This window comes from Rhodococcus sp. 05-340-2 (genome assembly GCF_002258915.1).
Taxonomy (GTDB): domain Bacteria; phylum Actinomycetota; class Actinomycetes; order Mycobacteriales; family Mycobacteriaceae; genus Rhodococcoides.
In genome coordinates this window covers 165219-177877 of record NZ_NOYU01000039.1, presented here as the reverse complement: position 1 = coordinate 177877, position 12659 = coordinate 165219, and the positions used below count along the sequence as shown (strand labels likewise).

10 protein-coding genes are annotated in these 12659 nt (G+C 65.0%); 5 read left to right on the top strand and 5 right to left on the bottom strand.

Annotated elements, in window-relative coordinates:
- Positions 1-146: 146 nt before the first annotated feature.
- From CH271_RS24470 to CH271_RS24455, 4 genes are all read right to left on the bottom strand, one after another.
- Positions 147-1133, bottom strand: a complete 987-nt coding sequence (locus tag CH271_RS24470) for a hypothetical protein (protein WP_094635239.1) — start codon at positions 1131-1133, stop codon at positions 147-149.
- A gap of 564 nt (positions 1134-1697) precedes the next feature.
- The gene (locus tag CH271_RS24465) at positions 1698-2189 is read right to left on the bottom strand and encodes a flavin reductase family protein (protein ID WP_037195909.1); all 492 of its coding nucleotides are present in this window, start codon (positions 2187-2189) and stop codon (positions 1698-1700) included.
- A gap of 148 nt (positions 2190-2337) precedes the next feature.
- Positions 2338-4638, bottom strand: a complete 2301-nt coding sequence (locus CH271_RS24460) for a VanW family protein (protein WP_094635238.1) — start codon at positions 4636-4638, stop codon at positions 2338-2340.
- Between the two features lie 228 nt (positions 4639-4866).
- Entirely contained in the window at positions 4867-6171 is a 1305-nt protein-coding gene (locus tag CH271_RS24455) for a PucR family transcriptional regulator (protein ID WP_303396308.1), read from the bottom strand.
- 148 nt (positions 6172-6319) lie between these two features.
- Here CH271_RS24455 and CH271_RS24450 point away from each other — a divergent pair, with 148 nt between their 5' ends.
- The 5 genes from CH271_RS24450 to CH271_RS24430 are packed head-to-tail and all read left to right on the top strand — an operon-like array spanning position 6320 to position 11119.
- Entirely contained in the window at positions 6320-7141 is an 822-nt protein-coding gene (locus tag CH271_RS24450) for an ABC transporter ATP-binding protein (RefSeq protein ID WP_230596523.1), read from the top strand.
- Positions 7131-7853: an ABC transporter ATP-binding protein gene (locus CH271_RS24445; protein WP_037195914.1), complete on the top strand. Its 723-nt coding sequence runs from the start codon at positions 7131-7133 to the stop codon at positions 7851-7853. Before CH271_RS24450 ends, CH271_RS24445 begins: the two co-directional genes overlap by 11 nt.
- A 26-nt stretch (positions 7854-7879) precedes the next feature.
- Positions 7880-8758, top strand: a complete 879-nt coding sequence (locus CH271_RS24440) for a branched-chain amino acid ABC transporter permease (protein WP_037195915.1) — start codon at positions 7880-7882, stop codon at positions 8756-8758.
- Between the two features lies 1 nt (position 8759).
- Complete coding sequence (locus CH271_RS24435) at positions 8760-9803, top strand: branched-chain amino acid ABC transporter permease (protein ID WP_037195917.1); 1044 nt, start codon at positions 8760-8762, stop codon at positions 9801-9803.
- A complete protein-coding gene (locus CH271_RS24430; RefSeq protein ID WP_037195919.1) occupies positions 9800-11119 on the top strand; it encodes an ABC transporter substrate-binding protein in 1320 nt (439 codons plus the stop codon). Before CH271_RS24435 ends, CH271_RS24430 begins: the two co-directional genes overlap by 4 nt.
- A 134-nt stretch (positions 11120-11253) precedes the next feature.
- Here the strand turns inward: CH271_RS24430 and CH271_RS24425 are convergent, their stop codons facing one another.
- Positions 11254-12597 (bottom strand): acetyl-CoA C-acetyltransferase, encoded by a 1344-nt coding sequence (locus tag CH271_RS24425; RefSeq protein ID WP_052048116.1) that lies wholly within the window; start codon positions 12595-12597, stop codon positions 11254-11256.
- Between the last annotated feature and the right edge of the window lie 62 nt (positions 12598-12659).

Here is a 12659-nt window from a genome sequence, read left to right as displayed (position 1 = left end):
ACGCGCACGCGTTTGCCAGAGTTGCGGAGTGCGAACCCCAGGCTGCCGCAAATGCGCGCGCGTTTGTCCGTGTTGCGGAGTGCGAACCCCCGGGCTACCGCAAATGCGCGCGCGTTTGTCAGATGCGCGCGAATTCTGCAGGATCTTCAGGCAATTTCACGCGCGTTCGGCAGATGCGCGCGCGTTTGTCGGCCGCACGGCGTTCCCCGCACGCTCCCCCGCGGTGGCGGCAGGGCTGCAGCCCTCTCCACAGCTCGGGCTACGCGTGCCACCAGCTCCGCCGGATTCCCAAGGTCTGCCCAGGTCCAGCGCACCACGGGATAGCCGAGATCGCGCATCGCGTCCTCCCGCACCTTCTCCCTGAAGACCACGTCGCCGGGGTTCTCATCCTGCCGTAGGTACTTGGTGTACTTGGCTTTACCATCGAACTCGCAGACGACGACGCCATTGACAAGCCAGTCGATCCGCGCCAACGATCGTCCGTCCGCATCCAGGATCTCCACCTGCGACTCGACGTCGAATCCATTCTCGCGCAGAATGATTCGACTCTGAGATTCGCCGGGGTTTTCGCTCCGCCCGTCCATGAGGGACACGGCTCGTCGCGCCTGCGCCACACCTTTCCATCCCCGAGCACGCTGCAACTCCGCGTCGAGGTCCTGCGGATCGCAGCGCTTCAGAGCCGAGTCACCTGCGATCACCGCCGACAGAAGGGGCTCAGTACGGGCAAGGTCGACAACCGTCCGCGCCAACGAGGTCGCGGGAATTCCGTCGACGGTCGCGTACGGCACCCATGGCGCACAGTGCACGATCACCGCCGCGTTCGCGCGACCTCCGCCGCGGCGATGTCGGGTGACGTGGACCTTGTCGAATCCGCCAGTGGGTAACGGCAATCCGTGCAGTAGCGCCGCCGAACGGTGACTCACTGCGCTGCCCTCGGCCATCGTCGGAAATATGGCGTCGATCAACAGCCGATGGCGCTCCCGCTCCGAAAGGCCGGCAAGCCTCGACGACGGCACGTAGACGCCGTTCACCAAACGCTCCCATCCCTCGCGTTCGTACAGCGCCCGCAACTCGTGATCGGCGTGGCCATCGGCAAGCGCCTCCGAGCGTCGCACCATTCGATCATCCTTCATCCTGCGAGTCTCGACTACGCGCGCAACGACTCCGGGACGAAAGTAGCCACCTGTGCACAACTTCGGACCTGTGGATGAATACAGGTACGGGGGTACCAGTTCGCCACGCCGTCCGTCGCACAAACGCGCGCGCATTCGTCAGGTGCGCGCGGATTCGCCCACGATCAGGCCACCATTTCGCGCGCGTTCAGCAAACGCGCGCGCGTTTGCGGAATCCTGGGGAGCCGAAGCAGACGAGCGGGGACCGGGGAACAGGGGAACCGGGGAACCGGGGAACCGGGGAACCGAGAAAACAAGGGAACAGGTCGGCGGCGCATCGTATTGCGGGCCGACCCGACGAAGCGTCGAAGGCCGAAACGAACGCCGGTCCCACAAACGCGCGCGCATTCGTCAGGTGCGCGCAGAATCGCTCACGATCTCGCCGCTATTTTGCGCGCGTTCAGCAAATGCGCGCGCGTTCAGCAAATGCGCGCGCGTTTGCGTAGCTCGGGGAGCCAAATGCGGAATCCTGGGGCCGGGCAGAACAGGGCCGGACCGAACAGGCCCAACGAAGTCGACCAGCAGCTACTGCTGAAGTTTGCGGAACTTGCTGCCGTGGAACACGATTGGGTTCACTTCGCTCTGCACGTCCAGGGAATGTATGCGCAGCAACACTATTGCGTGGTCACCCGCGGGGATTTGCTGCTCGATGGTGGTGTCCAGCCATGCGGTGGCACCGACGATGAAGGCTGCACCCCCGTCGGTGACGGTGAGATCGAGGCCGGCGAACCGGTCACCGGTCTTGGCGGCCAGAGTACGGACGGCGTCGTTGTGCGCCTCACCGAGAACGCTGACGCCGATGTTGGGTGCCAACTCGAGTTTCGGCCATGTCGTCGACGTGTTCTGGATGCACACCGCCACCAGCGGTGGGTCGATGGACACCGATACGAAGCTGCTGGCCGCCAAGCCCACCAGGACGCCGTCGATCTTCGCGGCGATCGCGACGACGCCGCTCGGGAACTGCGCGTACGCCTCACGAAGCGTCTGCTGATCGAGGACGGTGCGTGTGAGCGCCATGGACGAAGCTCCCTTTCGATCTCGTGGTGCACCCCCGCGTGGGCACAGTTCTATCGGGTGAACACCTACTGCAAGCAAACACCCGAACGGGCGGTGACGCCACAGTCCGAATCGACGTGATTCGAATTGCCATCCGGCGGTTGCGTCGTCACTCGTCTTCGTCCGGTTCCGGGGCAGGGTCCGCTGCGGGTGCCGGAGCAGGATCCGGGCGATCGGGCTGGACGCACCGGACGATGGGGATCGGGTCGTACTTCACCGTTCTGGTGTTCCGCGAAATCTCCCTGCCCGACGCGGAATCGCTGATCACCCTGGTGTCGCTGGCGGTGAATCCTTGGCCTCCACCGGACGCAACGCAACCTTCGCCTGCCGGCAGTGTCACCGTGTTCGGTGAGGTGAAATTGGTTCGCGAACCGGTGATCGATTCGACGTCGACCGTCTTCGTTCCCCACAGTCGGACGGTGACGCTGGACGAGTCGGCGAACGACTGGATGACCACGCCGGTGTCGTTCGGGTTGGTGAACTTCAGGTCGATGGCACCTTCGAAGACCGTCGCCTCGCGCGCCTCGGGGTATCGGCTGATGTAGTAGCTGTGTTCGGTGTGGTCGGTGTCTTCCATGCCGCCGAAGTACGACGCGTTGTACAGCGTCGTCGCGAACTGGCTGATGCCGCCGCCGACGGCGCGATCGGGACGACCGTTGTCGATGATCCCCGACTCCACGAAGCCCTGCGCGCTGCCTCGGGGACCGGTGTACCCGTTGAGCGAGAACGTTTCTTTCGGCTTCACGAGCGCACCGTTCACGATCTGCGCCGTCAGCCCGATGTTGACGCCCGACGCGTACTCGAACCCGCCGGTGGTGTACTCGGCGATCACTTCTCGGACACCGAGATTCTGCGCGGCTTCGGTGGTGAGAGCGGGCGGGGCCGGTTCGTAGATCGCCTCGGTGGTGCGGGGTCCGTCCGCGGACAGCAGCGCGGGCAGCTGCTCGAGAGTCTTGCGCCACTCCACCAGCTCGCCCATCTCACCGGGGACGACGGTCGGGGCACCGCCGGAGAAGGTGAACGACGCGTCCGTCGGCGGTACCTCGGTGCGCACGAGTTGCGGCGCGAGAATGCCTGTGGCGACGTCGGTGTCGTAGATCGGAGTCAGTCCGCCCTGGCCGTCCGGGTCGAAGCGCAGAACCTCGCCCACACGATCCGTCGGAAGGACCGCGTCGACGTTCTGCCGGCCCGCTACGGTCACCGGTGCCTCCACCGCAGGAACGGCGATGTCGGCGAACGCCCGATCCACAGCCTCCTGAGTCACCGTGACGGGTGTTGTTTCGTAGACCGCTTCCGTTGCGCCCGAAGCCCATTCGGCCTGCAGGTTTCGACGCGTCCCGTCGGCGTCGAGTACCCGGCCGGACAGCGGCGCAACGGCAATCGGTGCGCTGCCGTCGAACACGACGTCACCTTCGACGGGATCACGGTCGGTCTCGACGCGCAATCCGTCGACGGCAGCAGTGAGGGCTTGCTCGTCCGTGGTCGACACGACGCCGATCTCGCGGCTGCCGAACAACGACGTCAGACGAGTGATCGGATTGATCGGCTGCGATCCGGCGCGGTCGAGCGTCGCGTTCCAGTCCACACCGAGACCGGCAGCGGCAGGCAGTACCTCGACCTGTCGATCGCCGACGTCGACCGACACGGGCTGCTCGGCACGAGCACCCAACTCCGAGCGCAGGAGAGCTTCGGCGTCGGAGTGGCCCTTACCGCCGACCTCGATCCCGGCGACGGTGACGCCGCGGGGCACTCGATCGCTGGAGGTGATCCAATCCGCCGCGTACAGCAGCGTGAGAACTGCAACCACCGCGCCGGTTCCGATCGCGATCTTCCGCCACGGCGGTACGAACCCGGACCCGTCGCCGGGCGACGTTGCGCCGTCCTCCGGCGGAATCACGGGTGGTTGGACCGGCGACTCGGATTCGGGAGAAACAACCGTCTCGGTAGGAGCATCGGTATCAGCAGGAACATCGGCGTCGGCAGGAGCAACGGTGTCGGCGGGAACCACTGGCTGCGCGGGAACAACTGGCTGCGCGACGGTCGGCGACTCGTCGGCTACGGGCGGCTGCTGCGGGGCCGTGATCGGATCGGGCTGGGCGTCCTCCGGGACGACGGCTGCGGCGTGGGCTTCGGTGGCCTCGGCATCATCGACGGCCTGATCTGCGGTAACCGGATCGGTGTCCTCGGACTCGGGCTCAGCGGTGTCGGCTTCCGCCTCCAGTGCCTGCTCGGGCTCTGTTTCCGGAGTCTGCTCTGCCGGAACCTGCTCGGCCTCGGATGCATGCTTCGGATCGGTCGCCTCGTCGCGGATCGCACCGAAGACCTCGGTGGGAGCGTCGTACGGCGGTACGTCGGGTTTCGGTTCGGCACCGTTGGGTGCGTCACCCGACCTACTGTTGCCCTCGCTCACGTTCGACCCTTCCAGGACCACCGTTGGTTGTTGTTCCGCCCTTCTGCACGGCGTACCCCTCGCACGAGCTTACGCAAACCGAACGGTGACGCTCACTCGGAGACCATCGGCACAGAAACGAGAAAGGCCCCGCGCTGCTGCCGGGTCGGGGGTCAGGCAGCAGCACGGAGCCACTCGGAATATAGGCACACCGCACCACGCCGTTACACCGACTTCGAAATTGTCTCGTCAATTCATTCGGTTGAATGATCCACGGGGCGTCGAACTGTCCCCTTGCCCGACGGCTCGGGTCCAATGTCCCGTCCTGACCAGTGCCAGCGTGAGCAAGAGCCGATCTCGCGGATCGGTCAGATCTTGCCCGGTCAACTCCTCGATTCGGTGGACCCGGTAGATCACGGTGTTCCGGTGGCAGTAGAGCGCCTTGGCCGCGTTGGTGGGCGAACCGTCCGACGCGAGCATGTGCGCCAGGGTGTCGAGCAGCGTTCCTCGATGTGGCTCCGGGTGCGTCCACAGTTTTCCCAGAGCGTGACGCACCAGCAACTCCGACGATCGATCGTCGGCCGCCATGATCACGCGGGGCAGTCGGTCCGTCGCCAAGGCCACGCCGCTGTCTTCGGTGATGGTCTCGGCCGTCAACGCCGCGAGGCGATACGCCGCAGCGAACGACGACAGACCCTCCGGCGAATGCGCAACACCCACCGGCCCGACGGCCCGAGCAGCGAGAGCGTCGACGACGGAGTTCCACGATCCCGTTCCGAGTGCGACGAGCGCGAACTGGTGGCCGTCCCTGGTGTTCCAATGCGAGACCGCACCGATCTGATCCAACGCGTCCTCGGGTGCCGGGAGCGGCGGCGACCCTTGATCGTCGAGCGGGCCGACTACACAGGCGATCTGCTGCGAGGCCGAAAGACCAAGGGTGGCACGTGCTTCCATGACGAACGCCGGATCACCGCCTCGCCCCGATCGAAGGCCGTCGAGTATCACCAGAACGTTGGCGAGATCGCGCTGCTGCATCCGGGCGCTTTCCTGCCGGTATGCCTCGACGAGGGTTTCGTACTGACTGTCGAGTGCGCGCCACAGCTGTTGACCCGCCACGAGCAGTAGATGCTCGTCGATGCTGGTTCGACACTGCTCGCGCTCGAGCATCAGCTCCTCCCACAGCGTCCGACTCCCCAGCGTGTACGCCTTGAGCACCAGTTCCATCGGAATCCCCTGGCGTGCACGCTCTCTGCCGGTACGACGCCACACCTCGCGCGCGTTGTCGCCCGCGGCGGGCAGCCCCGACAGGGTGCGGAGACCTTGATTGATGTGCTCGCGAGTGCTGCGACGAATTTCGCCTGCGATGTCCGGAGTGGAGCTGGCCAGGTAGGCGGGCTCCTGCTCGATCAACGCCAGCGTGATGGAGTCCGCGATCGAATCCGCTCGTGAGGTCAGTGCTGCCCACGCGCGTCGGATCTGTTCCTGGTCGGAGTCCGTCACCGCTCCGCGAGCAGCGGAACGCGTCGATGCGCGTCGACCATCGGGGGCACCCACCTGCACAGTTTTGCGCACTGAGCCCACATGGCAGGTCGATTTGACCGTTATTGGTGCCCAGGGACCCAAACATTCTGTGCGCAGTGCCCATATCCCCCGTTGTGCGAAACGCACCATAGTGAACGCAACAGATTGTGAGGTGGATCACTTGAACTCTCTCGATACGAAGGACCCGGTCCTCACCATGACGGACGTCGAGGTGTCCTTCGGCGGAATCGTCGCGCTGTCCGGAGTCAGTCTCGAGGTGCGACCCGGCGAAGTCCTCGGCGTCATCGGGCCCAACGGTGCAGGCAAGACGACTCTGTTCAACGTTGCGTGCGGACTCGTTCGTCCCCAATCGGGGACACTCGGACGACTCGGCCAACCGTTGACCCGGCTACGACCGCACGACCTTCCCCGGCTCGGCATGAGCCGAACTCTCCAGGGACTCGGACTGTTCGATCGGATGACGGTTCTGGACAACGTCATGGTCGGTGCCGACCGAACAGCGCACACCGGGATCCTCGCCGGCCTCCTCGGCCTACCGTCGAGTGCCTCCGACGACGCTGCGGTCCGCTCCACCGCGATGGCAACCCTCGAACGCCTGCGGATCGACGGCTATGCGCACCGATTGCCACCGAGCCTGCCGTACGCGGTGCGCAAACGCGTCGCACTTGCACGCGCCCTGGTGAGCGAACCGACACTGCTCCTGCTCGACGAACCCGCCTCGGGTCTGTCCAGTGACGAAATGAGCGAACTCGGCGACGAGATCCGTTCTCTCGCAGTTTCACCCACCGGTTCTGAGCCGGCAGGACCCGCAACATCGGTCATGCTCGTCGAACATCACATGGATCTCGTCATGAGTGTGTGCGACCGGATCTACGTGCTGGATTTCGGCAAGGTCATCGCGCAGGGAACACCCGACGAGATTCGCGAGGATCCTGCCGTGCTCGCTGCATATCTCGGAAACGAAGTGGCACATGAAGACTGACGCGGCGCACCTGACGATCACCGATCTGACCGTTCGATACGGCCCGGTCACCGCTCTCGACTCGGTGTCGATGACCGTCACGGCCGGAGCCGTCACGGCCGTACTCGGCGCGAACGGAGCAGGGAAGACGACTCTGCTGCGCACCATCTCGGGATTGCTGAAACCGGTGTCGGGGAGGATCGAACTCGCTGGGGCCGACATCGTCGGCGTGGCACCGGATCGCATGTCCCGCAAAGGTCTTGCGCATGTTCCCGAGGGCCGGGGCGTGATAGCCGAGTTGACCGTCGACGAAAATCTTCGACTCGGCGCGATGGGACGCAACCGAAGCCACGACGCCGTCACCCTCGACCGCATCTACGACATGTTTCCGCCCCTGACCGGTCGTCGAGCATCCTCGGCACACACTCTGTCCGGTGGCGAGCGGCAGATGCTCGTGATCGGCCGAGCGCTGATGGCGACACCGTCGGTGCTTCTGCTCGACGAGCCGTCTCTCGGACTCGCACCGAAAGTTGCCGCGCAGATATTCGAGACGCTGCGTGCGCTCGTCGACTCCGAGTCGATGACCGTCGTGCTCGTCGAACAGAACGCCCGCAGCGCGCTGTCGATCGCCGAACATGCCGTCGTCCTGGATCTGGGCAAGGTCGCGGTGGAAGGTCCCGCCGACACCTTGGCCGGGGACGACGCCCTCCGACACGCCTATCTCGGGTTCTAGAGCAAGCCGAAAGGACGCCAGCCACAGTGCAACAACTGCTCACCATCCTCATCAACGGCGTGACAACAGGCATGATCTACGCCGCGTTCGCGCTCGCCCTCGTACTCATCTGGCGATCGACCCGCATCGTCAACTTCGCCCAGGCTCCGATGGCCATGATCACCACGTACGTGGCACTGGTCGTCATCGACGCCGGCTACTCGTACTGGATCGGATTCGGAGTCGCGCTTCTGTGCGGCCTGCTGCTGGGAGCCTTGACGGAGCGACTCGTCATCCGATTCGTCGACAGCTCGTCGCACATCAACCCGGTCATTCTCACGCTCGGGTTGTTCATCATCATCCATGCGGTGGCCGCCATCATCTTCGGCAACCAATTCCGTTCCTTCCCTGCACCGTTCGGCCTCACCGGCCAGCGGATCGGCGACGTCAACGTGGCGTTGACCGGATACGACATCTTCAAGATCGTCGCCGTCCTCGTGGTTCTGGGGTTGCTGATCCTGCTGTTCCGGTTCACCGATCTGGGACTGAAGATGCGCGCGAGCGCCTTCGAGCAGGAGGTCGCCAAACTCCTCGGAGTACGCGTGAGTCGAATGCTCACTCTCGGTTGGGCTCTGGCCGCAGTGGTCGGGTCACTGGCCGGACTGCTCATCGCGGGTGGCTCGCTGGTGCATCCGGGCTACATGGACTCGATCGTCGTATTCGGTTTCGTCGCAGCAGTTCTCGGCGGACTGGACAGTCCGGCGGGCGCGGTGGTCGGCGGCCTGCTGATGGGCGTCGGGCTCAGTTTCGTCAGTGGCTATCTCGGTCAGGATCTGGTCTCCAGCGCGGCGCTGGTGATACTGATCGTCGTACTTCTGTTGCGACCGAGCGGGTTGTTCGCCGGCTCCGCGGCCAGGAGGGTGTGACATGAACGCAACTCTCACCCGCCTCACCGCAACGCCGGTTCGACGCCACGTCCTCGGGGCCGTCATCGGACTCGTCGTCATCGTGCTCGCCCTCGAATCTCTGAGCACCTTCCGTCAGAGCCAACTCACCTCGGTGGCCTACCTGGCCATCGCGGCCGGCGGACTGACGGTGCTGACCGGGTTGAGCGGCCAGCTGTCGCTGGGGCACGGTGCGTTCATGGCGGTCGGTGCGTACACCGCGGCATTGATGTTGCGGGCCAACGATTCGGGATGGTCGGTACCGCTGGTTCTGCTCGCCGCCACCGTGATCTCGGCCGTGGTGGGTGTTGTGGTCGGTGTTGCCGCCGCCCGGTTGCACGGGCCGTACCTGGCCGGTGCGACGCTTGCGCTCGCCGTCGCGGTACCGGGCCTTGCCCTGTACTTCTCGGACTACCTCGGCGGTGAACAGGGACTCGTCGTCCCGGCACCGAAGGTACCCGAGCTGATCGACGACGTGATGTTCTTCGTCACCGGAAACGAGCTCAGCGGAACGAAATTCGTCGCCTACGTCAGCTGGCTACTGCTGGTGATCGTGTTCTTCCTGTTGGCGAACGTCTCGTCGAGCCGGATCGGACGTCGCTGGCGTGCCGTTCGGGACGACGAGGTCGCCGCCGAGTTGTCCGGTATCGATCTCGGGCGCGCACGCATTCTCGCGTTCGTGGTCAGTGCGGCCTGTGCGGGCGCGGGCGGTGCGGTCCTGGCGATGTCGGCACGAATCGCGGCACCGAGCGGTTTCACCCTGACCCTCTCGCTGACCCTGCTCTCCGCCGTCGTCATCGGCGGGCTCGGAACCCTCTCCGGCGCGCTGATCGGGGCCGTTCTGCTGACCTACATCCCACCGGTGGTCACCAACCTCGGGCTCGATGTGGGGCTGAGCAGTCTGCAATCTGCCGAACTCGCACCACTGGTGACCGGAATCTTCACCGTCCTCGTGATCCTCTTCGCCCCACTGGGTTTGGTGGGCACGTATCGCAAGTTACGTACAACCAGAAAAGGAATGAAATGAAAAAGTTCGGATCGGTGGCGTTCAGAACGACCGCGCTCGTCGCCGTCGTCTCGTTGGCCGCGGCGTGCGGTGCAGGTGGCCGAGAAGAGGCGACGGAATCCTCGGAAGGGTCGACGGTCGGCATCACCGACACTTCGGTGAAGATCGGTGCCCACTTTCCGTTGACCGGGGTCGCAGCGCCCGGATACAGCGAAATCCCCACGGGCGCACAGGCCTACTTCGACTACGTCAACGCCGCGGGCGGCATCAACGGCCGACAGATCGAGTACGTGGTTCGAGACGACTCCTACGATCCGACGACCACCACCCAGGTCGTCAACGAACTGGTCCTCCAGGACGAGGTGTTCGCCGTCGTCGGCGGTCTCGGCACGGCGACCCACAGCGCGGTCATCGACTTCCTCAACGAAGAGGGAGTGCCGGACCTGTTCGTCTCCTCCGGCGCGATCATGTGGGGCAACGATCCGGAGAAGTACCCCAACACCTTCGGCTGGCAGCCCGACTACCAGGTCGAGGGCAAGATCATCGGCGACTGGGTGACGAAGAACCGCCCCGACGCCAAGGTCGGACTGTTCCTCCAGGACGACGACCTCGGCCGAGACAGCGAAGAGGCGGTGCGCCAGTATCTCGACGATCAGATCGTCGAGGTCGTGCGGTACACCTCGGGCAACACCGACGTCGCACCTCAGATCGCGGCCCTGCAAGGTGCGGGAGCAGATCTGATCCTCGGCTTCAACGTTCCCTCGTACACCGCGCTGAGCCAGCTGACAGCCATGCGGCTCAATTACGACCCCGAGTGGTTCTACAGCTCGATCGGTTCCGACGTCGACCTCGTCGGCTCCCTGCTCGGACGCTTCTCCCAGGGTGCGGTCACCGACGGCGCGCAGTCGCTCGAAGGCATGATCTCGCTGGAGTACATCCCGGGCGTCGACTCCCCGGAGAATCCGTGGACCCAGCTGTGGCAGAAGGTCTGGGCGGAGAACGGGACGGGTGACCCCCTGACCAACTACCGCATCTACGGTCTGAGCCAGGCATACGCGTTCGTGCAAGCCCTCGAGGCGGCGGGCGAGAACCCCACACGTGAGGGCATCGTCGCAGCCATCCAGGACGGCGGAATGGACTTCGAGGGACCGCAGTTGGCCCCGTTCCGGTACTCGGAATCGAGCCACCTCGGAATCTCCGGTGCCAGTGTCTTCCAGATCAGAGGCGGCGTACCCGAGTACCTGACTCCGGTGCTGCAGACCGACATCGGGGATTCGGCGGTCGAGGAATACACCGGCGAGGAGTCCACGCCGCCGGAAAGCGGCATACCCGGCTGATCACACGAAAAAGGGGCACGCATCATGCGTGCCCCTTTTTCACGTCGTGGTCGGTAGATCCGTCGAACCCCTCGATCGGACGGATCCACCGACCCTCACGTCCCCCGGACTGTGAGCAGCCGAAGCTGCAGTGATCAGCGCTCGATGATCGCCGTGACGCCCTGGCCACCGGCCGCGCAGATCGAGATCAGGCCACGGCCCGAGCCCTTCTCGGCCAGCATCTTCGCCAGCGAGGCCACGATGCGTCCGCCGGTCGCGGCGAACGGGTGACCTGCAGCGAGCGAGGAGCCGTTGACGTTGAGCTTGCTGCGGTCGATGGAACCGAGCGCACCGTCGAGGCCGAGCCGCTCCTTGCAGTACTCGTCGCTCTCGAAGGCCTGCAGAGTTGCGAGCACCACCGAAGCGAATGCCTCGTGGATCTCGTAGTAGTCGAAGTCCTGCAGCGTCAGGCCGTTGCGAGCGAGCAGACGCGGGATCGCGTAGGTCGGAGCCATCAGCAGACCGTCCTTGAACGATCCGTTGCCGTGGACGTAATCGACCGCTGCGGTCTCGGAATCGACCAGATGCGCGAGCACCGGCAGGTTGCGCTCGGCAGCCCACTCGTCACTCGACAGCAAGGCAGCCGACGCACCGTCGGTGAGCGGCGTCGAGTTGCCCGCCGTCATGGTGGCGTCGCCCAGCTTGGTTCCGAAGACCGGCTTGAGGGTCGCGAGCTTCTCCACGGTCGATCCCGGACGCAGGTTGTCGTCGCGAGTCAGGCCGAGGAACGGCGTCACCAGATCGTCGAAGAAGCCGCGATCGTACGCAGCCGCCATGTTGTGGTGGCTCGCTGCGGCCAGTTCGTCCTGGTCCTCGCGGCGGACACCGAATTCCTTGGCGGTGATGGCGGCGTGGTCACCCATCGACAGGCCGGTACGCGGCTCGCCGTTGCGCGGGATCTCGATGCCGAGCATGCCGGGACGGACGTTACCGAGGAGCTTGATGCGATCGCCGGTGCTCTTCGCCCGGTTCAGGGAGAGCAGGAACTCGCGCAGCTCGTCGTTGACACCGATCGGAGCGTCGGAGGTGGTGTCGACACCGCCACCGATGCCGGCATCGATCCTGCCCGACGCGATGGCGTCGCCGACGGCGATGATCGACTGCAGGCCGGTGCCGCAGGCCTGCTGGATGTCGAAGGCCGGGGTGTACGGGCTCAATGCGCTGCCCAGTACGACCTCGCGAGTGAGGTTGAAATCGCGTGAGTGTTTGAGCACGGCACCGGCGGCGACGAGGCCCAGCCGCTCGCCCTGCAGACCGAATCGCGAGACGAGCCCGTCGATGGTTGCGGTGAGCATGTCCTGGTTGGACGCCAGCGCGTACTTCTTGTCCGAACGCGCGAAAGGAATGCGGTTGCCACCGACAATTGCGACCGGTCGTAGCTGCTTGCTTGTCACTGACGTCTCCAAACATCGTGGAAAAAGGCCCTGGTGGAGTTTCATCTTACTGGCGAGTAAGTTGGTTGTCGACACCCGGTCGTGCGCCTCGCTCCCAGAGCGAGCAG

Bases quoted from the DNA above. Each gene is read 5' to 3' on its own strand.
- CH271_RS24465 (WP_037195909.1), bottom strand. From the start codon at position 2,189: ATGGCGCTCACACGCACCGTCCTCGATCAGCAGACGCTTCGTGAGGCG.
- CH271_RS24425 (WP_052048116.1), bottom strand. From the start codon at position 12,597: ATGAAACTCCACCAGGGCCTTTTTCCACGATGTTTGGAGACGTCAGTG.
- CH271_RS24430 (WP_037195919.1), top strand. From the start codon at position 9,800: ATGAAAAAGTTCGGATCGGTGGCGTTCAGAACGACCGCGCTCGTCGCC.
- CH271_RS24445 (WP_037195914.1), top strand. From the start codon at position 7,131: ATGAAGACTGACGCGGCGCACCTGACGATCACCGATCTGACCGTTCGA.
- CH271_RS24435 (WP_037195917.1), top strand. From the start codon at position 8,760: ATGAACGCAACTCTCACCCGCCTCACCGCAACGCCGGTTCGACGCCAC.
- CH271_RS24470 (WP_094635239.1), bottom strand. From the start codon at position 1,133: ATGAAGGATGATCGAATGGTGCGACGCTCGGAGGCGCTTGCCGATGGC.